The organism is Kitasatospora sp. NPDC101447, assembly GCF_044767225.1.
Taxonomy (GTDB): domain Bacteria; phylum Actinomycetota; class Actinomycetes; order Streptomycetales; family Streptomycetaceae; genus Kitasatospora.
Map to the genome: position 1 here is coordinate 38,326 of NZ_JBIWNL010000041.1, position 22,382 is coordinate 60,707.

At 72.5% G+C, this 22,382-nt stretch carries 21 protein-coding genes; 4 read left to right on the plus strand and 17 right to left on the minus strand.

Going from position 1 to position 22,382, the window contains the following annotated elements; all coding sequences use genetic code 11:
* Positions 1-127: 127 nt before the first annotated feature.
* The 12 genes from ACIRST_RS36010 to ACIRST_RS36065 form a co-directional block, all read right to left on the minus strand.
* Entirely contained in the window at positions 128-1,183 is a 1,056-nt protein-coding gene (locus tag ACIRST_RS36010) for a TetR/AcrR family transcriptional regulator C-terminal domain-containing protein (RefSeq protein ID WP_402807863.1), read from the minus strand.
* 109 nt (positions 1,184-1,292) lie between these two features.
* Positions 1,293-2,003 (minus strand): spermidine synthase, encoded by a 711-nt coding sequence (locus ACIRST_RS36015; protein WP_350524244.1) that lies wholly within the window; start codon positions 2,001-2,003, stop codon positions 1,293-1,295.
* 157 nt (positions 2,004-2,160) lie between these two features.
* On the minus strand, positions 2,161-3,222 hold the full coding sequence (locus tag ACIRST_RS36020) for a YeiH family protein (RefSeq protein WP_402807900.1): 1,062 nt from the start codon (positions 3,220-3,222) through the stop codon (positions 2,161-2,163).
* Positions 3,223-3,281: 59 nt separating this feature from the next.
* Positions 3,282-3,863 (minus strand): cysteine dioxygenase family protein, encoded by a 582-nt coding sequence (locus ACIRST_RS36025; RefSeq protein ID WP_350524243.1) that lies wholly within the window; start codon positions 3,861-3,863, stop codon positions 3,282-3,284.
* Between the two features lie 76 nt (positions 3,864-3,939).
* Positions 3,940-4,845, minus strand: coding sequence for a LysR family transcriptional regulator (locus ACIRST_RS36030; RefSeq protein WP_350626643.1), 906 nt, complete (start codon positions 4,843-4,845; stop codon positions 3,940-3,942).
* 142 nt (positions 4,846-4,987) lie between these two features.
* On the minus strand, positions 4,988-5,857 hold the full coding sequence (locus ACIRST_RS36035) for an amino acid ABC transporter permease (protein ID WP_350524242.1): 870 nt from the start codon (positions 5,855-5,857) through the stop codon (positions 4,988-4,990).
* Positions 5,854-6,498 carry an amino acid ABC transporter permease gene (locus ACIRST_RS36040; protein ID WP_350524241.1) on the minus strand — a complete coding sequence of 215 codons (645 nt, stop codon included), beginning with the start codon at positions 6,496-6,498 and terminating at the stop codon, positions 5,854-5,856. Before ACIRST_RS36040 ends, ACIRST_RS36035 begins: the two co-directional genes overlap by 4 nt.
* A gap of 14 nt (positions 6,499-6,512) precedes the next feature.
* The gene (locus ACIRST_RS36045; protein WP_402807867.1) at positions 6,513-7,394 is read right to left on the minus strand and encodes a glutamate ABC transporter substrate-binding protein; all 882 of its coding nucleotides are present in this window, start codon (positions 7,392-7,394) and stop codon (positions 6,513-6,515) included.
* A 93-nt stretch (positions 7,395-7,487) separates the two neighbouring features.
* Positions 7,488-8,216, minus strand: a complete 729-nt coding sequence (locus ACIRST_RS36050) for an amino acid ABC transporter ATP-binding protein (protein WP_350524280.1) — start codon at positions 8,214-8,216, stop codon at positions 7,488-7,490.
* A gap of 47 nt (positions 8,217-8,263) precedes the next feature.
* Positions 8,264-8,509, minus strand: coding sequence for a LapA family protein (locus ACIRST_RS36055; RefSeq protein WP_350524239.1), 246 nt, complete (start codon positions 8,507-8,509; stop codon positions 8,264-8,266).
* Between the two features lie 151 nt (positions 8,510-8,660).
* Positions 8,661-10,433, minus strand: a complete 1,773-nt coding sequence (locus ACIRST_RS36060; protein ID WP_402807871.1) for an ABC transporter ATP-binding protein — start codon at positions 10,431-10,433, stop codon at positions 8,661-8,663.
* Positions 10,434-10,487: 54 nt separating this feature from the next.
* Positions 10,488-12,263, minus strand: coding sequence for an ABC transporter ATP-binding protein (locus ACIRST_RS36065; RefSeq protein ID WP_350524237.1), 1,776 nt, complete (start codon positions 12,261-12,263; stop codon positions 10,488-10,490).
* Between the two features lie 607 nt (positions 12,264-12,870).
* Between ACIRST_RS36065 and ACIRST_RS36070 the strand changes: the two genes are divergently transcribed.
* Entirely contained in the window at positions 12,871-13,734 is an 864-nt protein-coding gene (locus tag ACIRST_RS36070; protein ID WP_402807873.1) for an aldo/keto reductase, read from the plus strand.
* 195 nt (positions 13,735-13,929) lie between these two features.
* On the opposite strand, the gene ACIRST_RS36075 is transcribed toward ACIRST_RS36070, so the two are convergent.
* Positions 13,930-14,826 (minus strand): MarR family winged helix-turn-helix transcriptional regulator, encoded by an 897-nt coding sequence (locus tag ACIRST_RS36075; protein WP_350524235.1) that lies wholly within the window; start codon positions 14,824-14,826, stop codon positions 13,930-13,932.
* A 372-nt stretch (positions 14,827-15,198) separates the two neighbouring features.
* On the opposite strand from ACIRST_RS36075, the gene fabG reads away from it, so the two are divergent.
* Together fabG and ACIRST_RS36085 are read left to right on the plus strand one after the other, a co-directional pair.
* Positions 15,199-15,966: a 3-oxoacyl-ACP reductase FabG gene (gene fabG / locus ACIRST_RS36080; RefSeq protein ID WP_350524234.1), complete on the plus strand. Its 768-nt coding sequence runs from the start codon at positions 15,199-15,201 to the stop codon at positions 15,964-15,966.
* 414 nt (positions 15,967-16,380) lie between these two features.
* A complete protein-coding gene (locus ACIRST_RS36085; RefSeq protein ID WP_402807877.1) occupies positions 16,381-17,049 on the plus strand; it encodes a phosphatase PAP2 family protein in 669 nt (222 codons plus the stop codon).
* Between the two features lie 38 nt (positions 17,050-17,087).
* Here the strand turns inward: ACIRST_RS36085 and ACIRST_RS36090 are convergent, their stop codons facing one another.
* Positions 17,088-17,306: an I78 family peptidase inhibitor gene (locus ACIRST_RS36090; RefSeq protein WP_350524232.1), complete on the minus strand. Its 219-nt coding sequence runs from the start codon at positions 17,304-17,306 to the stop codon at positions 17,088-17,090.
* A 77-nt stretch (positions 17,307-17,383) separates the two neighbouring features.
* Here ACIRST_RS36090 and ACIRST_RS36095 point away from each other — a divergent pair, with 77 nt between their 5' ends.
* Entirely contained in the window at positions 17,384-17,656 is a 273-nt protein-coding gene (locus tag ACIRST_RS36095; protein ID WP_350524231.1) for a DUF6343 family protein, read from the plus strand.
* A 280-nt stretch (positions 17,657-17,936) separates the two neighbouring features.
* Here ACIRST_RS36095 and ACIRST_RS36100 read toward each other — a convergent pair whose 3' ends face one another.
* The 3 genes from ACIRST_RS36100 to hpnH all read right to left on the minus strand — a co-directional run bounded on the left by ACIRST_RS36100 (position 17,937) and on the right by hpnH (position 22,382).
* Entirely contained in the window at positions 17,937-19,337 is a 1,401-nt protein-coding gene (locus tag ACIRST_RS36100; protein ID WP_350524230.1) for an aspartate aminotransferase family protein, read from the minus strand.
* The gene (gene dxs, locus ACIRST_RS36105; protein WP_350524229.1) at positions 19,327-21,237 is read right to left on the minus strand and encodes a 1-deoxy-D-xylulose-5-phosphate synthase; all 1,911 of its coding nucleotides are present in this window, start codon (positions 21,235-21,237) and stop codon (positions 19,327-19,329) included. The genes ACIRST_RS36100 and dxs overlap by 11 nt, the downstream gene beginning before the upstream one ends.
* Positions 21,238-21,353: 116 nt before the next feature.
* Positions 21,354-22,382 (minus strand): adenosyl-hopene transferase HpnH, encoded by a 1,029-nt coding sequence (hpnH, locus tag ACIRST_RS36110; RefSeq protein ID WP_350524228.1) that lies wholly within the window; start codon positions 22,380-22,382, stop codon positions 21,354-21,356.

The following is a 22,382-nucleotide window of genomic DNA, read 5'->3' on the forward strand; positions in this document are numbered from 1 at the left end:
GACGACAACGGGTAACAGCTGACAGATTTCAGATTTCGTTCGCTGAACTCTGAAATCTGTCAGCTGTTCCCTGTCAACTGTTCTCTGTCACCCGTCCCCCGGCCCCGTCACCCGTCAGCCGCCCTCCTCAGGCGCGCCGCCCCTCGATCGCCGCCTCGATCCCGTCCAGCATCCGCGCCATCCCGAACTCGAACAGCGCCTCCAGGCTCAGGTCGATCTCCGGCCCCCGGTTCATCGCGTCGAACATCGGGAACCGCTCCGGGTCCGACATCAGCCGATCGTGGTCCTCGTCGCCCAGGCGGTCCATCCACTCGTCGGCGGACAGCCCGCTGTCCTGCTCGGCCTGCGCCTCCCGCTCGAAGTGGACCGCCAACCCGCACACGAACGCCGCCAGCGCGACGGAGGCCTGGGCGATCTCCTCCCCGCTCAGCCCCAGCCCCGACAGCGCGGCCATCGACCGTTCGGTGTGCAGGGCCGCGTCCGGCGCCAGCACCGGCCGGGTGAAGGACATCGTGGACGCCAGCCACGGGTGCCGCCGGTAGATCCGCCACTGCAGCCGCGCGACGGCCTCCAGGCCCTCCCGCCAGTGCGACGCGGGCGGCTCGGGCAGCGGCTGCTCACCGAAGGCCACGTCCATCATGAGCCGCAACAGTTCGTCCTTGCCCGGCACGTGCCGGTAGAGCGACATCGTCGCGACCCCGAGGTCCGTCGCGACCCTGCGCATCGACAGCGCCGCCAGCCCCTCCGTGTCCGCGACCCGGACGGCCGTCGCCACGATCCGCTCCCGGGTGAGCTCGCGGTCACCCCCGGCCCGCGCCCGCCGGATCCCGGGCACCCCGGAGGCCCCCGAACTCCCCTGCGCCTCGCCCGCTCGCTCCCCGCCAGCCCTCGCCCCGTCGGCGCTCGCCCCGGCTGCTCGCTCCCCGGCAGCCCGCGCCCCGGCAGTCCTCGCGCCCGGAGCCTTCGCCCCGACCACCACCGTCCCCACCCCGGGGACGGCCCGGACCAGCCCCTCCTCCCGGAGGCGGCTCAGCACCTTGGTCGCCGTGGCCATCGCCACGCCCCACTCCCGGGTGATCCGCCGGGTCGACGGCACCCGCTCGCCCGGCGCCAACTCCCCTGCCACGATGCGCCGTCGAAGTTCGGCCGCGATCCGCTCCGAGGGAGTCCCGCTCTCAGCCACCACCCACCACCGCCCGCCAGACCATCAACCACCCCGGGGGGAAGCCCGATCGGGGCACCCCACCCGGACGATCACTGCCAACAGCCCGCCCCGCAGGCCGAGTCGGCTCTCAGCCGACGCGCCGCGCCAGGTGCACCACGTCCGGCACTCCCCGGGACACCGGGATCTCGTGCGTCACCACGTCCGAGAAGCCCGCCGCCCGCAGCGCCTCCTCGAAGGCCACCGACGGCTGCGCACTCCACACCGCCAGCACCCCGCCCGGCTGCAGCCGGTGCCACAGCACCGCGAGCCCGTCCGCGCCGTACAGCCCGTTGTTGGAGTCGGTGACGGTCCAGTCCGGCCCGTTGTCGATGTCCAGGCACAGCGCGTCGTAGCGCTCGCCGTCCGCGGCCGCGAGGTACTCCAGCAGGTCGGTGTGGAGCACCGCGACCCGCTCGTCGTCGAGCGCACCGTCCGAGAAGCTGCCGAGCGGGCCGTTCCGGTGCCAGTCGATGATCGCGGTCTCCCGCTCGACGATGGCGATCCGCCCCCAGCGGGGCTCGGCCGCCGCGTAGGCGAGCGAGAAGCCGACCCCGAGGCCGCCGATCAGGACCGTCGGCCGCTCGGCGCGGCTGCCCGTGCGGTCCAGCTCGTCCAGTGCCGCCTGGACCAAGAGCCGCTCCGAGCGCCCGTCGGCGGTGTCCATCAGGAAGCAGCCGTTGGCGATGATCTCGAAGTGCCGTCCGCGCTGCCGAAGCACCACCTCGCCGAACGGGCCCTCCCGCCGGTCGAGCGTGACGACGGCCTCGGGGCCGTCCCGTTCGGGCAGTGCGGTGGTCATCCGTCCTCCTCGACGAACCCAGCGAACTCGGGCGAACTCGGGCGAACTCGGGCGTACTCGGGCGCACTCGACCGCCGGCGGCTCCCGTGCGAGCACGGGACCGTCCCGATGCGGACGAGTACCCGCCCGACAATAGCCGAGTCCGCACCCGGTTCCGTCAGGTCGTGATCAGTACCCCCGCGTAGGAGACGCCGGCCACCACCACCCAGGAGCCCAGCCCCAGCAGGGCGATCCGTCCGCCGGTGCGGACCATCGTCGGCAGGTGCACGGCGCTGCCGAGTCCGAACAACGCGGCGGCGAGCAGCAGCTCCTGGGCGTCCCCGGCCAGGTCGAGCGCCCGCTCGGGCAGCACCCCGGTGGTCCGCAGGACGATCATCGCGAGGAACCCGGCCACGAACAGCGGCAGGATCGGCGGACGGCTCGCGGTCTTCACCGACTTCCCAGCCGCCCCCTCCGCCGAGCCCGATCCCGCGGCACCGGCACCGGCACCCACACCCGCAGCCTTCGCCACCCGCAGGTTCCGCCGCACCACCACGGCCACCCCCGCGACCAGCGGCGCCAGCAGCACCACGCGCATCAGCTTGACCAGCACCGCCTCCCGCAGCGCCCCCGCCCCGCCCGTCTGCGCGGTGGCGACGACCTGCCCGACGTCGTGCACGCTCGCGCCGACCCAGCGCCCGAACTCGACCTCGCCGAGCCCCAGCGGGTGCTGGAGCAGCGGCAGGACGGCGATGGCGAGGGTCCCGCACAGGGTGACCAGGGCGACCGAGGCCGCGACGTCCTCCTCCTCGCTGCCCGCCGCCTGGCTGACCGCGCCGATCGCCGAGGCCCCGCAGATCGAGTACCCGGTGGCGACCAGCAGCGGCTGGTCTCCCGGCAGGCCGAGCCGTCGGCCCAGCCACAGCGTGCCGGCGAAGGTGGCCGCGACCACGGCGAGCACCATGGCGACGGTGGCCCAGCCGAGGCCGAGCACGTCGCCCAGGCTCAGCTTGAGCCCGAGCAGGACGATCCCGACCCGCATCAGCCGCTTCCCGGCCGTGGACAGGCCCGGCCGGGCGACCCCGCGGACCACCGGGCGCAGCCCGGGCAGGTGGGCGGCCGCCATGCCGAGCACGACGGCGGCGGTGAGCTTGGGCACGGCCGGGACCGCCGCGTGGACGGCCAGGGCGGCGGCCACGCCGAGGACCGCGAGCAGCAGCCCGGGGGCGTCGCCGCGCATCGGGGGCAGCGAACGGGTGCGGGCGGCGCGCTGCCGGAGGGTCAGTGCCACGCCGCCGCTCACTGCTCCTGGTCGGCGGGCAGCCGGTAGACCCGCCGGATGCTGGTGCCGAGCCGCGAGACGTCCGCGCCGTACACGTGGATGGAGATGGCCGTGGTGTTGCAGGAGTTGCGCACCAGGTGGATGTCACCGGGCGGGGCGAACGCGGCGACGGTGCCGGCCGGGCCGGCCACGTGCTCGGTCTCGACCAGCCGGGCGGTCCGGCCGTCGGAGACCAGTCGGTAGCGGGTCTCGCTCTCCTGGCCCCGGTGGACGCCGGCCACGCACCACGAGACGTGGTCGTGGATCGGGGTGTGCTGTCCGGGCAGCCAGACCAGGGCGACGACGGAGAAGCTGCCGTCCTCCTCGGCGTGCAGGACGTGCTGGCGGTAGCGCTGCGGGTCGCCCTCGCACTGGGCGGGGGTGAGCAGGGCGTCGGGCCCGTCCGGGTCGGCGTGCAGGTGCGGGGCGAGGCGCTCGCCCACCAGGTAGGCGGTGAGCTCCGGGGGCAGTCCGCGGTCCACGACGGCGCGGATCTCGCTGATCAGCGCGGTCATCCGCTCGGTGAGCCGGTCGCTGCCGACCGTGGCTGGGGGCGTCATGTCAGCAGATTGGGACCAATGGACCTATCACGTCCAAGGAGGGTTCGTAAGCGACATCCCCATCAGGGCTTATGGGTCAGCAGCCGACCCGGCTCGCCGCGGCCTGCCGCAGGTGGTCCAGCACCAGCCCGGTGGCCGGGATCCGGCGGTGTTCGCGGAGCACGTACGCGCTCACCTGCCGCCGCAGGTGCGGTTCGACGGCCCGCCCGGTGACCTTCCGGTGGCACATGAAGGAGAGCACCAGGGCGGGCATCAGGGCGATCCCGACCCCGGCGGCGACGAGCGACTGCACCGCGAGGTTGTCGTCGGTGGAGAAGACGATGTCCGGCGCGAAGCCCTCCTCCGCGCAGACGTGCAGCAGGTTGGCCCGACATCGGGGGCAGCCGGCGATCCAGCGCTCGCCGTCGAGGTCGACGAGCCGGACGGCGTGCCGGCGCCCGAGCGGGTGCCCGACCGGGAGCAGCACCGTGAGCAGGTCCTCCATCAGCGGGATCTCGTCCACCCCGTCCGGCACCTCGGTGGCGGCGCCGGGGTAGCGGAAGGCCAGCGCGATGTCGCACTCCCCGCGCAGCAGCCGCTGGACGGAGTCGGGGGGCTCGGCCTCCAGCAGCTCGACCCGTACGCCGGGGTGCTCGGCGAGCAGTCGGGCCATCGCCTCGGGTATCAGGGTGGCGTTGGCGCTGGGGAAGGCGCAGACCCGCACCCGCCCGGCGCGCAGCCGGGCGAGCGCGGCGAGCTGCTGCTGGGCTGCGGACATGCTGCCGAGGATCAGTTCGGCGTGCCGGGAGAGCGCCTCGCCCGCCTCGGTGAGCCGCAGTCCTCGCCCGGCACGGGTGAACAGGGGGACGCCGACGGTGCGTTCGAGTGCCTTCATCTGCTGGGTGATGGCGGGCTGGGTGTAGCCGAGTTCGCGGGCGGCGGCCGAGTAGGAGCCCGCCCGGACGACTTCGTGGAACGTCCTGATGTGCCGCGAGTCGAACACCGGCTCCATGGCCCCTCCCGCCCGGGTGGTCGTCGTCCGAACCGCTCGGGCGGTCCCGTCCAGCCCCGCAATCATAAGAGGAATTTGGAGGTACCGACCCCGACCCCATCCGTACCTATGGTTCACTGCCGAACCAGGCCTCTCACTGCTGCGCGGACGGCGGCAGCCCCATCGAGACCTCGGCCTTGGCCACCGGCGCCCCGCCCCGCACGCTCGGGCTGCGCCGGCTGCGCTTCTCGACGAAGCGGGCGAACCAGGAGAGCAGCAGACACATGCCGATGTAGATCGGCGCGATCACGATCACCACCGGGATGAACGGCAGGTCGTAGTCCAGGTTGGTGGCGATCAGCTTGCCCGCGTGCAGGAACTCCTCGTAGGTGATCAGGAAGCCCAGCGAGGTGTCCTTGAGCGCGACCACCAGCTGGCTGATGATGGCCGGCAGCATCGCCCTGTTGGCCTGCGGCACCAGCACGTACGTCATCACCTGGGTCTTGCGCATGCCCAGCGCGTACGCGGCCTCCCGCTGCCCCTTGGGCACCGCGAGCACGCCGGCCCGGAACACCTCGGCCAGCACCGAGCCGTTGTAGAGCACCAGCCCGGTGACCAGCGCCCACAGCGGCTGCACCTTCAGGGCCACGAACACGAAGAAGATCATCACCAGCACCGGCATGGCCCGGAAGAACTCCACGACCAGAGTGGAGAGCCAGCGCACCGCCCGGTGGTCGGACAGCCGCCCGGCCGCGAACAGCGCGCCGAAGGGCAGCGCGAACAGGACCGTCCAGCCGAAGGCCTTCAGGGTGTTCCCGAGCCCGCGCAACAGCAGCTCCTGCACGCCCCGGTACTGGAAGGCCGTCCACTTCTCGTACGTGAACTGGTCGGTGTGGAACAGCATGTAGACGACCCAGCCGAGCACCGCCGCGATCAGCACCAGCGCGATCCCGCCGTACAGCCGGTGGCGGGCGAGCGCCTTGGGACCGGGGATGTCGTACAGCGCCGAGGATTCAACGGTCATCGGGACACCGCCACTCGTCGCTCCAGCAGGTAGAAGACGGCGCTGACGCCCAGGGTGATGATCAGGTAGCCGACGGCGATCCAGACGAAGGTCCACACGATGCTGTAGCCCAGCTCGTTGATGGTCCGGTAGGTGCCCAGCAGTTCGGTGACGCTGAACGAGCCGGCGATCGCCGTGTTCTTCGCCAGCGCGATCATCACGCTGCCGATCGGTGCCACCACCGAGCGGTACGCCTGCGGCAGCACCACCAGGCCCATCGTCTGCCCGAAGCTCATGCCCAGGCTCCGGGCCGCCTCGCCCTGCCCGGTCGGCACGGTGTTGACGCCCGCGCGCATCGCCTCGCAGACGAAGGCCGAGGTGTAGCAGCCGAGCGCGAGCACCGCGAAGGTGTAGAAGGGCAGGGTGATGTCGAAGCGGGGCAGGCCGAGCACCACGATGAAGAACAGCAGGGTCAGCGGCGTGTTGCGCAGGATCGTCACCCACACCGCCCCGAACACCCGCAGCGGCCTGACCGGCGAGACCCGGAAGCTCGCGATCAGCACCCCCAGCACCAGCGACAGCACGGCGCTCACCGCGAACAGCGAGAGCGTGCCGAGGAAGCCCTCCCAGTAGGTCGACCAGTTGTCGATCAGCGTCTTCACGGCGCGGGCCCCTCTCAGTACCGGTTGATCTGCGGCGGGGTGGGCGCCGGCTCCCCGGAGAGGCCGAGGGTCGCCTCGAAGGCCTTGTTCCAGTCGCCGTTCTGCTCGTGGTGCTCCAGTGCGTCGTTCAGCGCGGCGCGCAGCACGGTGTCGTTCTTCGGCACCCCGATCCCGTACGGCTCGGTCGAGAACAGCGGTCCGACCACCTTGAGCTCGTCCGGCACCTTGGCCGCGTAGCCGAGCAGGATCGCGTTGTCGGTGGTCACGGCGTCGACCTGGTTGGTGATCAGGTTGTCCACGCAGGCCGAGTAGGTGTCGTAGCCGATCAGCTTGGCCTTCGGGAACTGCGACTGGATGCGCTGGTACGGGGTCGAGCCGGCCGCCGAACAGACCTTCTTGCCGTCCAGGTCCTGCGGGCCGTGGATGGTGTTGTCGTTCTTGCGCACCAGCAGCGACTGCCCGGCGACGAAGTACGGCCCGGCGAAGCCGACCAGCTTCTTCCGGTTGTCGTTGATGGTGTAGGTGCCGACGTAGTAGTCCACCTGGCCGTTCTGCAGCGCGGTCTCGCGGTTGGCCGACGCGATGGTCTTGAACTGGATCTCGTCCGGCGGGAAGCCGAGGGAGGCGCCAACCATCTTGGCGATCTCGATGTCGAAGCCGGAGTACTCGCCGGTCGCCGGGTTCTTCTGGCCCAGGTACGGCTGGTCCTCCTTGACGCCGACCACCAGGTGGCCGCGCTTCCGGGCCGCGTCCAGGGTCGGCGAGCCGGTGATCGAGACGGCGTCCTGCACCTGGTAGCTGGGCAGTGCGCTGGGCTGCGGCCCCTTGGGCGGCGGGGTGCCGGGCTTGCCGCAGGCCGCTGCCAGAGCGGTGAGCAGCAGAGCGACGGCGAGCACGAGCGTCCGCGCGCGTGCGCCGCCCCTCCCCGTCCGCGCACCGGACCTCCCCGCCCGCGCGCGGGGCGTCGTCTCACGGTTCACGCCGCCGCCTCAGTGCTTCAGGATCTTGGACAGGAAGTCCCGGGCTCGCTCGCTCTCGGGTGCGCTGAAGAAGTCCTCCGGGGCACGGTCCTCGACGATCCGGCCGTCCGCCATGAACACCACCCGGTTCGCCGAGGCCCGGGCGAAACCCATCTCATGGGTGACCACGACCATCGTCATGCCCTCGTGCGCGAGTTGGCGCATGACGTCCAGCACCTCGTTGATCATCTCGGGGTCGAGCGCCGAGGTGGGCTCGTCGAAGAGCAGCGCCTTGGGGTCCATCGCGAGCGCGCGGGCGATCGCGACCCGCTGTTGCTGGCCGCCCGAGAGCTGGGCCGGGTACTTGTCGGCCTGGGTCGCGAGGCCGACCCGCTCCAGCAGCGCCCGGGACTTGCTGTCGGCCTCCGTCCTGGGCCGGCCGCGCACCTTGATCTGCGCGAGCGAGACGTTCTGCAGCACGGTCTTGTGCGCGAACAGGTTGAAGGACTGGAACACCATCCCGACGTCGGCGCGCAGCCGGGCGAGCCCCTTGCCCTCCTCGGGCAGCGGCCGGCCGTCGATCAGGATGCTGCCGTCCTCGATCGGCTCCAGCCGGTTGATCGCCCGGCACAGCGTGGACTTGCCGGAGCCGGACGGGCCGATGACCACGACGACCTCGCCGCGGCCCACCGTCAGTTCGATGTCCTGCAGCACGTGCAGGTCCCCGAAGTGTTTGTTGACCCCGCGCAGCTCGATCAGCGGGGTGAAGGCCGAGGTGCCGCTGCGGGCCGACTCGGGATCGGTCGTCACCGGCTGCGCCGCCCCTTCAGCAGCCAGCCCAGCACACCGCCCGCGATCAGCGTGGCCAGCAGGGTGATCCAGAGCGGCGCGGTGACGGTGAACACCCAGAACTGGATCTTCACCCGGTCGAGGTTGGCGAACAGGAACCACACGGCGAGGATGACGATGACGCCGATCCCGATGTAGCGCGTGGGGATCCCGCCGATCTCACCGCGCGGGGAGCGGGACGGGCCGTCTGAAATCTTGGTCACCGGAGCAGTCTGCGGGCCGGACCGCCGATTTGCCCGGTTACGCGCCCTTCCGGGCCGGGCAGTAACCCGCACGGGGCAATCCGACCCCGTGCGGGTTTACCGATCTACGCCCTGCGGCCGGGCTCCCCCGACTGCTACCGCTCGTCCCGTACTACCGCTCGTCCCGCCAGGAGCGCCATAGCGCCGCGTACGGACCGCCGGCCGCGACCAGTTGCGGGTGGCTGCCGTACTCGCTGATCCGCCCGCCCTCGACCACCGCGATCACGTCCGCGTCGTGCGCGGTGTGCAGCCGGTGGGCGATGGCGATGACCGTCCGGCCCTCCAGCACCCGGGCGAGCGAGCGCTCCAGGTGCCGGGCGGCGCGCGGGTCCAGCAGCGAGGTGGCCTCGTCCAGCACCAGGGTGTGCGGATCGGCCAGCACCAGCCGGGCCAGGGCCAGTTGCTGGGCCTGCGGCGGGGTCAGCGCGGTGCCGCCGGAGCCGACCTCGGTGTCCAGGCCCTCGGGCAGGCCGTCCACCCAGTCCCCGGCGTCCACCGCGTCCAGCGCGGCCCGCAGCTCGGTGTCGTCCGCGTCGGGCGCGGCCAGCCGCAGGTTGTCCCGCAGGGTGCCGACGAAGACGTGGTGCTCCTGGTTCACCAGGGCCACCTCCGCGCGCACCCGTTCGGCCGGCATCCGCGACAGCGACGCCCCGCCGAGGGTCACGCTGCCGCGGCCGGGGGCGTAGATCCCGGCCAGCAGACGGCCGAGCGTGGACTTCCCCGCCCCGGACGGCCCGACCAGCGCCACCCGGCTGCCCGGGGCGACGTCCAGGCTGATCCCGTGCAGGACGTCCGCGCCCTCGCGGTAGCCGAAGCGGACGTCCGTGGCCTCCACCCGGCGGCCGTCGGGACGGGCGGATTCGTCCCCCTCGTGCTCCGGTACCTCGCGCACACCGACCAGCCGGGCCAGCGAGGCCTGTCCGATCTGCAGTTCGTCGTACCAGCGCAGGATCAGGTCCACCGGGCCGGTCAGCATCTGGGCGTACAGGACGCCCGTGGTCAACTGGCCGACGGTGATCCAGCCCCTGAGCGTGAACAGCCCGCCGAGCACCAGGGTGGCGAGCACGGCGGCGGTGTAGACCGCGTCGATGGTCGGGAACCAGACCGAGCGCAGCCACAGGGTGTAGCGCTCCCAGGCCAGCCACTCCCGCAGCTTGCGATCGGTCAGCCGGATCCGCTGCTCGCCCAGGCGCAGCGCCTCGACCGTCCGGCCGGCGTCCACCGTCTCGGCCAGCACGGTGTTCACCGCGGCGTACCCGGCCGACTCGTTGCGGTACGACTGCGGCGCGCGCCGGAAGTACCAGCGGGACGTGGCCAGCAGCAGCGGCAGCCCGATCAGCGAGGTCAGCGCGAGCAGTGGCGAGGTGACCAGCAGGGCGCCGAGCACCAGCAGCAACGACACCACGGCGACGGCGAGTTCGGGCACCGCCTCGCGCACCGACTTGTCCAGCCGGTCGACGTCGGTGGTGCCCCGGGAGACCAGGTCCCCGGTGCCGGCCCGCTCCAGCACGCCGGTCGGCAGTGCGACCGAGCGGACCAGGAAGTCCTCGCGCAGGTCGGCGAGCACGCGCTCGCCGAGCACCGCGCCGCGCATCCTCGACCAGCCGGTGAACGCCGCCTGCGCCACCAGTGCCAGCAGGTACCACGCGACGGCCACGGTGATGGTGGACCCGGCGGTGCCGGTGGCCAGCGACTCGACCAGCCGGCCGAGCACCCAGGGGCCGACCAGCCCGGCGAGCGTGGCCACCGAGTGCAGCGCCACCACCCCGGAGAACCCGCCGCGGTGCCGCCGCGCGAGCAGCAGGAGGTACCCGCGCACGGCGGCCGGGGAGCCGACCGGCAGGGTGGCGGCGGGCCCCTGCTCCTCATGGACGGGTGGCTTCATGGCGTACTCCTCGCTTGCGTGGCAGGGCGGTTGACGAACAGGTCCGGGAGGCGTTCACACGGCCTCACCCACTCGCTGGGCGGCCTCCTCGTCGCGGGTGACCACGGCGCGGTAGGCCGGCTCGGTCCGCATCAGCTCGCGGTGCGGACCCGCCGCGACCACCCGGCCGTCGCGCAGCAGCACCACCCGGTCCGCCTGGTCGAGCAGCAGCGGACTGGTCGCGAACACCACGGTGGTGCGGCCTGCCCGGGTGTCCCGCAGCCCGGTGGCGATCCTGGACTCGGTGTGGGCGTCCACCGCACTGGTGGGCTCGTCCAGCACCAGGACCGGCGGGTCCGCCAGCAGTGCGCGGGCCAGGGCGAGCCGCTGGCGCTGCCCGCCGGACAGCGAGCGCCCGCGCTCGGTGATCCGGGCGCGCATCGGATCTCCCGCGCACTCGGGCGAGCCGTCCACCAGCGCCTCCAGGACGTCGTCCGACCGGGCGGCCGCCAGCGCCTCCGCCGGGGAGACCCGGCCCGAGGACGGGATGTCGAACAGCTCGGCCAGCGTGCCGGAGAGCAGCACCGGCTCCTTGTCGTGGACCAGCACGGCCGCCCGCGCCTCGGCGAGCGGCACCGTGTCCAGCTCCGTGCCGCCGAGCCGTACGGAGGGCTGTTCCGGCTCGCCGTCGGCGAGCGGGACGTGGCCGCCGAGCCGTTCGGCGAGCGCCCCGGCGAAGTCCGGGTCCCCGCAGACGACGGCGGTCAGCTCGCCGGCCCGCGCGGTCAGTCCGCTGACCGGGTCGTGGAGGTCGGCCTTGGCCGGCCTGGTCAGCGCGGCGTCGGCCGTTCCGCCGGTCCGGCCGAGGGACAGCACCCGGACCGCCCGCCCGGCGGAGACCCGGGCGACGCTCCAGGCGTGCGCCGCCTCGCCCAGGATGCGCAGCGGCGAGGCCAGGAAGGCGGTCGCACCGTAGACCGCGATCAGGGTGCCGACGTCGAGCTCGCCGGAGGCCGCGAGCCGGGCGCCGTACCAGGTGACCCCGACCACGAACAGGCCCGGGAGCAGTACCTGTTGCGCCTGCATCAGCGACCAGATCCGGGCCGAGCGGACGGCGGCCGCCCGGACCTTCTGCGAGGCGGCCCGGTACCGCTCCAGGAAGAGCTCCTCACCGCCGATGCCGCGCAGCACCCGCAGCCCCGCCACGGTGTCGGCGGCCAGCTCGGTGGCCTTGCCGCCGAGCGCGCGCTGCTGCTCGTAGCGCCGCTCGAACGGCCCGATCAGCGGCCAGACCGAGGCCGCCAGCACGGGCACGCCGAGCAGCACGCCGACGCCCAGCACCGGCTCGACCACCAGCACCACCGAACTGACGGCGAGCCAGACGATCACCGCGGACCGGACCCTGGCGACCAGCTCGACGTACCAGCCGATCCGCTCGACGTCCCCGCTGCCGACCGCGACGACCTCGCCGGTGGCGATCCGGCGGGACAGCCCGGCCCCGAGCCGGGAGGCCTGCCGGGACACCAACTGCCGTACCTGGCAAGCGGCGTGGATCCAGTTCCAGACCGCCTGGCGGTGCGACAGGACGGTGCCGAGGGCGGCGCCCGCGGCGAGCAGCAGGGCGAGCCCGCCGGCCCGCCAGATCCCGCCGGCGTCACCGTCGACGGCGGACTGCACGCCCGCTCCGAGCGGCACCGGCAGGGCGGCCTGGCACCCCATTTCGAGCAGGGTCCAGCAGGTGGCGAGCAGCTGCCCGCGCCGCTGGCTGCGCTGCAGCCAGCGCAGGAAGGCCAGGGGCGAGGACAGATCGGGGCTGCCGGGGTCGGCCAGCGGCAGGGGGGTGAGCGGCATGACACTCCGATGCGAACGGTGCGGAGGTACGGGTAAGGAGGGAACGGACGCGCGAACGGGTGCGCGCCGGGCTCGCCCGCCGGCCCGGAGCCCGGCTCACCCGAGCAGCCCGGACCCACGGGCAACGGGCAACAGGTGAGAAGCACCGGGCGACGGACGGCCGGCGACGGACGACGGGCCCGCGGCGCAACGGCACGGCGGCGTCGATGCGTCCGGCGGGAGGGCCGGACGGACTGGGAAGGGCACGAAGGGCCCGGAGTTCAGGAGGCCATGTCCGCGAGCCTGCCAACCCCGGTGTGACCCGCGCAACAGGTTTTCCGCCGCCATGACCGGTCGACCGGCCGCCGGGCCGACGGGGCCGACCGCCCGCGTCCGCCGGTGCGGCCCGGCCGGGGCGCCTCCGCCCCTCCTCCGGCCCCGCCGGCCCCTCCTCCGCCCCCCACCGGCCCTCCTCGGCCCTCCTCCGGCCCGCTCCGCCGACCCCTCCGACCCGGTCGGGGCCCTGCAAAACAACACCCAAGATTCACCCGTTTGGCGGGAACAATCACGTTCCGGCGCCAGTTGCCCCCCACTGGAAAGACCTACGACCAGGAGGGCACCCCGTCCCGTGAGCAACATCCCCAACGTCACCCTCAACGACGGCGCGCAGATCCCGCAGCTCGGCTTCGGCGTGTGGCAGGTCCCGGACGACGAGGCCACCCCGGCCGTCCGCACCGCGATCGACGCGGGCTACCGCTCGATCGACACCGCGGCCATCTACGAGAACGAGGCCGGCACCGGCGCGGCGATCGCCGGGGCACTGGCGGGCGGCGTCGCCCGCGAGGACCTCTACATCACCACCAAGCTGTGGAACTCGGGCACCCGCGACTGGTCCGGCGAGCAGGGCCGCGACGCGGTGCTGCGCGAGTTCGACGCCTCGCTGGCCAAGCTCGGCCTCGACTACCTCGACCTGTACCTGATCCACTGGCCGCGCCCGATGCACGGCAGCTTCCTCAACGTCTGGAAGGCCTTCGAGCAGCTGAAGGCGGACGGCCGGGTCCGGTCGATCGGCGTCTCCAACTTCGGCACCGAGCAGCTGACCCGCCTGCTCGACGAGGCCTCGGTCGTCCCGGTCCTGAACCAGGTCGAGCTGCACCCGTACTTCCCGCAAGAGGAGCTGCGCGCCTTCCACGCCGAGCACGGCATCGCCACCGAGGCGTGGAGCCCGCTGGGCCAGGGCGGGGAGCTGCTCGCCGAGCCGACGCTGGTCGCGATCGCCGAGAAGCACGGACGCACAGTCGCCCAGGTGGTCCTCCGCTGGCACCTGCAGAGCGGCGTGATCGCCATCCCGAAGTCGGTCACCCCGTCCCGGATCCGGGAGAACCTGGACGTCGCCGGCTTCGAGCTGGACGCCGAGGACCTCTCGACGATCGCGGCCGTCGCCACCGGCAAGCGCATCGGCCCGGACCCGCAGGGCTTCGACTGGAACTGATGCGGGCCCGGAGCTCCGGAGCGGGGCCCCGAGCCACCGCTTCGGGCCCCGCCGGAGCCTGACGGCCGGCCACGACGACGACCGCCCACCCCGTTCGGGGTGGGCGGTCGTCGGTGTGCGCGATTCACGGAACCGAAGGCCAGGAACCCTCAGTACGTTGGCGAATCGTTTTGGCTGCTGTTACCAAAGCTTGGTCTAGAACCTGGCCGCCTTGCCGATGAGCGCGAGTGCAGCCTCGTGCTCACCCTCCTCCAGCGGCGCCAGCAGCAGCCGTTGGACCTCGGCCACCCCGGCGGCCGAACGGTGCAGCAGGTCCTGTCCCGCCGGTGAGAGCGAGAGCAGGTTGCGCCGTCCGTCCGAGGGGTCGCGCCGACGCTGCACCAGACCGCGGCGCACCAGCCGGCTCACCATCTCGGCCATGGTGGCCTTGTCCAGCGAGGCCAGCTCGCCGACCGTGCGCTGGTCGGCGCCCGGCTCCAGCTCCAGCGCGTCCAGCACCGCATACTGCGGGGCCGTCAGCTCGGCGCCGACGTGCTCCGACCAGAGCTTGGTGTGCACCTGCTGGCTCACCCTGATCAGGTAGCCGATCGCCCGCTGGGCGTCCAGTATCGGCCGCGCGTCCGTGAAGACGGCGACCGCCGCGGGCTCCAGCCTGGCTATCTTGGCCATCACCCGGACGATCTCGACCTGCTCCTCCGCCGTCAGCGGCTCGAACAGGACGCGCTGCACGCGGACCACACCACCGGTGGCCTCGCGCACCGCCTGGGCGCCGCTCTGCGAGAGAGCGAGCAGCTTGCGCCGGCCGTCGGCCGGGTCACGCCTGCGCAGCACCAGGCCGCGGCGGACCAGCCGCGCGACCATCTCCGCCATCGTGGCCTTGTCCAGCGAGGCTCGCTCGCCGACCGTCCGCTGGTCCGCACCCGGTTCGAGGGCCAGGACCAGCAGCACGGCGAACTGTGGAGCCGTGAGATCGGCTCCGACGTGCTCGGACCACAGACGGGTGTGAACCTGCTGTGCAACACGAATGAGGTGTCCGGGCGACTGCTGCAGTCGCGCGGACACGCGGGTTGTCGGGATCTCCCCCAGCACCATGTATCCGTCCCGATGTCACACCCGGTGTGTGTGGGACACCCGGGTGGGGCAGTAACGGCGAGTGGGCGTCCAGCTATGAGGGAGGGCGCTCCAGCCGTGCAGCCGGTGGCTGCTGGCGGACACTATACAAACGGCGGGCCCTTGCTGGCAGGCAGGGGCGGATAGTAGACGCAGGTTCGGCAACATTGGCATATTTACGCGCTGCCACGCCCTTGCAGTAACCCGTTCTCAGCAGAAAGCCGACCGGTCGGTCCTTACCGACCGTCACCTGCACCTCTCCGCTCTGGCCGCCTTCCCTACTCGCCGGTAGGGTGTGGCCACCCTCTCCGGGGGCTCTCCCCGGAGGAACCCCCGAGAGAGACGAGAGCGAGCATGACCGAGCAGAGCACCGCCCCCCGGGTCGCCGTCGTCACCGGCGCCGCCCGCGGCCTGGGTGCCGCCACCGCCGAGCGGCTGGCCGCCGACGGCTACGCGGTCGCCGTCCTGGACCTCGACGAGGCGGCCGGCAAGGACACCGTCGCCCGGATCACCGCCGCCGGCGGCAAGGCGCTGGCCGTGGGCGCCGACGTCTCGGACGCCGAGCAGGTCCAGGCCGCCGTCGACCGCGTGGTCGCCGAGCTCGGCGCCCCCGTCGTGCTGGTCAACAACGCGGGCGTACTCCGCGACAACCTGCTCTTCAAGATGTCCGAGTCCGACTGGGACACGGTCATGAACGTTCACCTCCGCGGCGCCTTCCTGATGACCCGCGCAGTGCAGAAGCACATGGTCGACGCCGGTTTCGGCCGCATCGTCAACCTGTCCTCCTCCTCGGCCCAGGGCAATCGCGGCCAGGCCAACTACTCGGCCGCCAAGGCGGGCCTGCAGGGCTTCACCAAGACTTTGGCCATCGAGCTCGGCAAGTTCGGCATCACCGCCAACGCGGTCGCCCCCGGCTTCATCGCCACGGACATGACCGCGGCCACCGCCGCCCGCGTCGGCATGGACTTCGAAGACTTCAAGCGGGCCGCGGCCTCTCAGATCCCGGTCCAGCGGGTCGGTCTGCCTGAGGACGTCGCCCACACCATCTCGTTCCTCGCGAGCGAGGGCGCCGGCTTCGTCTCCGGACAGGTGATCTACGTCGCGGGCGGCCCCCTCGACTGAGCACGGAACCTACACAGGGTTACCACGGAGTGGGAAGCCGGACCGACCGGCCTCCCGCTCCGTTTCCTTTACCGGGGCTTTTGCAGAATCATTCGAAGACCACACGGGCATTCGATCCCTGAATAGCGTGAATCACTCCCGGACTGCTCGGGGGCGGGCCCAATTGTCGATTTCACGGGAAAATGACAATTCCCTCCGAAATGGCCCTGTCCGGATGGGTAAGGTCACCCCGTGCAATCCAGAAGTACCCACGCTCCCATCCCGCGACCGCGGTCGGAACACCACGTCGTCACGCCGGGCCGGGAACGACCCGCCACCACCGGCAGCGCCCACGGCCGGGTCGTCCCCGTCCGCCGCGGACCCGACCGCCGGGGCCCGGCCGGCCCCGGCCACCGCGAGCCCGGCTGGCCCCCGATGAGCCGACGGCAGGCCGCACTGCTCACCGCCACCCTCGTCGTCTACCTGCTGGTACTGGCCGGCGTCCTGCTGAACACCGCCCTGGTCGACCTCGACTGGTCGGTCCGCCTGCTGCGCCCGTACGAGCGGTGGCCCAGGCTGGAGCCGCTGCTCGACACCTGGGTGGTCGCCGGGCAGCGCGGTCCCTCGGCGATCGCCGCCTTCGCCTGGCTCGCCTGGCGCGCCCACCGCGTCGGCCGGCTGCGTCCGCTGCTGGTCATGGCCGTCGCGCTGCTGCTGCTCAATGTCACGGTCGGCGCGGTGAAGATCGTCACCGGGCGGCTCGGCCCGCACTACGCCCAGTACGTCGGTTCGCCCGAGCTCTTCTCCGGCGGCACCATCTTCCCGTCCGGCCACACCGCCAACGCCGTGGTCACCTGGGGCGTGCTCGCCTACCTCGCGGTCCGCTGGCGCCGCACCGGCGCGCTGATCGCCGCCGCGACCGCCTGCTCGATCGGCCTGACCACGGTCTACCTGGGCACCCACTGGGTCACCGACGTGCTGGCCGGCTGGGCCGCCGGACTGCTCGTCCTGCTCTCACTGCCCCTGCTGGAGCCCCTGGTCGCCGTCGCCGAACAGCGACTGCACCGCCGCTTCGGCCGCCGCGTCCTCCGCTACCGGGCCTGATCCCCGTCAGCCCATGGTGGAGGCGGTGGAGGCGACCGCTACCCCTCCCAGCTCCGCTCGACCACGCCGTCCCGCACCGCCAGGTTGAGGCGCCCCTGCCGGTACTCCATGGTCATCAGCTCCCCCGGCTCCAGCACCCGGACCGAGGCCCAGCCGTGCCGCCGGGCCAGCTCCTTGGCCCGTTCGACCCGCAGCCCCGCGTACCCCTCGGCGTCCGCCCCGGCCGCTCCCGACCCCACCGCGTCCGATCCCGACATCGCGCCTCCCCCGGCCAGCTCCCTCGGACGTACGCTGGAATCGTAGCCCGACCCGAGCGGTCCGGAGGTGAACGCCCATGCGCACCACCACCCCGCGACGGTGGCGCAGCGGCACCGAGCCGGCCACCGCCCGCAGCGACCTCAAGCTCCGCTACCTGCTCTCACTGGTCTTCACGCCGCTGTTCATCCTGGGCACGGTGGGCTTCGCCGTCTGGGCGGCCACTTCCCCCGTCAACGGCGCCCCCAGCCGGGGCACGCTCACCGGCTTCGCCATCGCCTGCGGCCTGCTCTCCCTGTTCGCCGTCGTCGATCTCGTGGTGGTGGTCCGGCGCCGCCGGACCGAGCTCTGACGCGGTGTCTCCCATGGAGTGGGGGGTGGGGCCCCCCCCCCGCCCCCCCCACCCCCGCCCCCCCCCCCCCCCCCCCCCCCCCCCCCCCCCCCCCCCCCCCCCCCCCCCCCCGCGCCCCCCCGCGGCGGTCGGGGGGGGGGGGCCCGGCCCCCCCGCCCCGCGCGCGGCGGGGGGGGCGCCGCGGGGGGGGGGGGGCGCCCGCCCCCCCCCCCCACTCCTCGCGTCCGCCCCGCGCTCCCGCCGGCACCGCCCCCGGCTCCCGCCCGCCGCGCCCCGGGCCTCAGCGACTGCCGACCGCCTGCTTCACCAGCGTCCGCCCGAAGTCCCACATCAGACCGCTCCCCCGGTGTGCCTCGTCCATGATGTCGGTGAAGGCGGTCATGAACCGGTCGACGTCCCGCTCGGTGATGATCAGCGGCGGAATCAGCTTGATCACTTCCAGGTGGTCCCCGGACACCTGGGTCAGGATCCGGTGCCGCTGCAGCAGCGGAACCACGACCATCTGTGCGAACAGTCCCTTGCGTGCCGCCTGCAGGGCCGTCCACCCGGTGCGCAGCTTGAGCGACTTGGGCCGCCCGAACTCGATGCCGATCATCAGCCCGCGCCCGCGCACCTCGGCGAGCAGCTCGTACTGGTCGACCAGCGCGGTCAGCCGCTCGCGGAACAGGTCGCCGACCGTGCGGGCGTTCTCGACCACCTTCTCGTCCCGCATCACCTCCAGGGTCGCCAGGCCGGCCGCCATGGCCTGGGCGTTCGACCCGAAGCTGGCCGAGTGCACCAGCACCCGGTCCATCGAGGAGTACACCTTCTCGAAGATCCAGCCCTTGCCGAGCGTCGCCCCGACCGGGATGTACCCGCCGGAGAGCGCCTTCGCCGCGCAGACCAGGTCGGGCAGCACGCCGTCCTCGTGCTGGTAGGCGAAGAACTCGCCGGTGCGGCCGATCCCGGTCTGCACCTCGTCGCAGATCAGCAGCGCCCTGTGCTCGTGCAGCAGCGCCTGGGCGGCACGCAGCCAGCCGGGCGGTGGCGCCTGGACGCCCTTGCCCTGGATCGGCTCGACGATCAGCCCCGCGACGTCGCCGCGCTTCAGCTCCTTGGCCAGTGCCCCGAGATCGCCGAGCGGGATCGCGGTGTCCGGGAGCAGCGGGTCGAACCCCTTGCGGAAGCCGCTCTCCCCGTTGACCGACAGCGAGCCGGTGGTCAGCCCGTGGAAGGCGTGGTCGGCGTAGAGGATGCGCTTGCGGCCGGTGGCGTACCGGGCGAACTTGAGCGCGGTCTCCACCGCTTCCGTGCCGCTGTTGCCGAAGAACACCCGGTCCAGCCCGGGCGCGTACGACAGCAGCCGCTCGGCCAGCAGTCCGGGCAGGGGCGAGCAGTCGAAGCGGACCAGGTCCGGCAGGTCGAGGTCCATCACCTGCCGGATCGCCGAGCGCACCACCGGGTGGTGGCGGCCGAGGGCGAAGATGCCGAAGCCGGCCAGCATGTCGAGGTACTCGTTGCCTTCGGCGTCGTAGAAGTACGGGCCCTCGGCGCGCTCGTAGTACTTGTCGAAGCCGATGGTGTGGAGCATCCGGGACAGCTGCGGGTTGAGGTAGCGGCTGTTCAACTCGTAGCGCTCACGGCCGCGTTCGGCGAGGAGGGCGGCGAGGTCGAAGGCGGGGCGGTCTGGGTCAGCCGGCATGGCGCGGGTTCGCTCCTCGGGTCGGTAGCAGGTTCTTGGCGAAGACGGCGGCCTGGGCGGCGACCCCGGTCCCGGTGAGCCCGGCCTCCTCCAGGATCTCTCCGCGCGACGCGTGCCCGAGGAACTCCTGCGGCAGGCCGAGCACCCGCACCGGTACGTCGACGTCGGCGTCGCGCAGCGCCTGGGCGATCGCCGAACCGACCCCGCCGGTCCTGCCGTTGTCCTCGACGGTGACCACCAGCCGGTGGGCGGCGGCGAGTTCGGGGAGTGCCGGGTCGACCGGCTTGACCCAGCGGGGGTCGACCACGGTCGCCGTGAAGCCCTCGGCGAGCAGCAGCCGGGCGGCGTCCAGGCAGGCCGGGGCGGTGGTGCCGACGGCGACCAGCAGGATCTCGGCCGGCCGTCCGGTGCGCAGCAGGACGTCCACCCCGCCGGTCCGCTCGACAGCCGGTACGGCGGGGCCGACGTTCCCCTTCGGGAAGCGCACGACCGTCGGCGCGTCCCGGACCTCGACGGCCTCGCGCAGCTGCGCCCGCAGTTGTTCGGCGTCGCGCGGCGCGGCGAGCCGCAGGCCCGGGACGACCTGCAGGATCGACATGTCCCACATGCCGTTGTGCGAGGCGCCGTCCGGTCCGGTCACCCCGGAGCGGTCGAGCACGAAGGTGACGCCGAGCCTGTGCAGGGCGACGTCCATCAGCACCTGGTCGAAGGCCCGGTTGAGGAAGGTGGCGTACACCGCGACCACCGGGTGCAGCCCGCCGGTTGCCAGCCCCGCGGCGCTGGTGACGGCGTGCTGCTCGGCGATCCCGACGTCGAAGGTCCGCTCCGGGTACGCCTTGGCGAACGGAGCCAGGCCCACCGGCTGCAGCATGGCCGCGGTGATCGCCACCAGGTCCGGCCGCTCGGTGCCGAGCGCGAGCAGTTCCTCGCCGAACACCGAGGTCCAGGAGACGCCACCGCTGGGCGAGATCGGCAGGCAGGTGTACGGGTCGATCGGGTTGACGGCGTGGAAGCGGTCGGCCTCGTCCTGTTCGGCGGGCCGGTAGCCGCGCCCCTTGACGGTCAGGCAGTGCACGATGACCGGCCCGCCGAAGTTGCGGGCCTGGCGCAGCGCCTGTTCGACCGCGCCCAGGTCGTGGCCGTCGATCGGGCCGAGGTACTTGAGGCCGAGGTCCTCGAACATGCCCTGTGGGGCGAAGGCGTCCTTGAAGCCCTTCTTGGCGCCGTGCAGCGCGTCGAAGATCGGCTGGCCGACCAGCGGGGTGCGCTGCAGCGCCCCCTTGCCGAGGGCGAGGACGCGCTCGTAGCCCTGGGCGGTGCGCAGGGTGGCGAGGTGGTTGGCGAGGCCGCCGATGGTCTTGGCGTAGGAGCGCTCGTTGTCGTTGACGACGATGACCAGCGGCCGCTCGCGGGCTTCGGCGATGTTGTTGAGCGCCTCCCAGGCGAGCCCGCCGGTGAGCGCGCCGTCGCCGATCACCGCGACGGTGTGCCGGTCGTGCTGGCCGAGCAGCTGGGCGGCCTTGGCGAGGCCGTCGGCGTAGGACAGTGCGGTGGAGGCGTGCGAGTTCTCGACCAGGTCGTGCTCGGACTCGCCGCGCGAGGGGTAGCCGGAGAGTCCGCCCCGCATCCGCAGCCGGGTGAAGTCCTGGCGGCCGGTGAGGAGTTTGTGGACGTAGCTCTGGTGGCCGGTGTCGAACACGATCCGGTCGTACGGCGAGTCGAAGACCCGGTGCAGCGCGATGGTGAGCTCCACCACGCCGAGGTTGGGCCCGAGGTGTCCGCCGGTGCGGGTGACGGCGTCGATCAGGAAGTCGCGGATCTCGTCGGCGAGCAGTGGGAGTTCGGCCGCCGGTAGCTTGCGCAGCTCGGCCGGCGACGTGACGCGGGAGAGCAGTGACATGGGTACACCTCACGACTCGGAGCGGTGCGGTGGTGCCTCCGCCCCGGCTTGGGGGCGGAGCCGGCCCGGGCTCGGGAGCCCGGGCCGGGGTGCCGACCTGGCGGTCAACTCCCGGCTCAGCGGCCCTTGTTGCCGCTGACGGTCTCGGTGATGGCGCGCAGCGACTGCTGCAGCGAGCCCATGGTCGCGAGGACGGCCGTCGGCTCGTAACCGCAGTGCGCCATGCAGTTGGCGCAGCGGGGGTCCTTGCCGCGGCCGTACTTGCTCCAGTCGGTCTTCTCGACCAGTTCGCGGTAGGTCGGCACGTAGCCGTCGGCCATCAGGTAGCAGGGCCGCTGCCAGCCGAACAGCGAGTAGTTGGGGATGCCCCAGGGGGTGCACTCGAAGTCGGCCTTGCCCTCCAGGAAGTCCAGGAAGAGCGGGCTGTGGTTGAGCCGCCAGCGCCTGCGGTTGCCGCCGGCGAAGGCCTTGCGGAACAGCTCCCGGGTCTGCTCGACGCCGAGGAAGTGCTCCTGGTCGGGGGCCTTCTCGTAGGCGTAGGCGGGCGAGATCATCATCTCGTCCACCTTCAGCTCGTCGTTGAGGTAGTCCAGGACGTCGATGACGGTCTGCGGGGTGTCGGTGTTGAAGAAGGTGCTGTTGGTGGTGACCCGGAAGCCGCGCCGCTTGGCCTCCTTGATCGCCGCCACCGCCTCGTCGAAGGTGCCCTCCTTGGCCACCGACTCGTCGTGCCGCTCGCGCAGGCCGTCGATGTGCACGGCGAAGGTGAAGTACGGCGAGGGCGTGAACTTGTCCATCTTCTTGCGCATCAGCAGCGCGTTGGTGCACAGGAACACGTACTTGCGCCGCTCGACCAGCTGGCGGACGATCTCGTCGATCTGCGGGTGCATCAGCGGCTCGCCGCCGGCGATCGAGACCATCGGGGCACCGGACTCCAGGACCGCACCCACCGCCTGGGCGACGGGCATCCGCTGCTTCAGGACGCCCGCCGGGTGCTGGATCTTGCCGCAGCCCTCGCAGGCGAGGTTGCAGGCGAAGAGCGGTTCCAGTTCCACGATCAGCGGGAACTTGTCCCGTCGCTTGAGCAGTTTCTGCTGCATGAGGTAGGTGCCGACCCGCACGGTCTGGCGCAACGGCATGGCCAT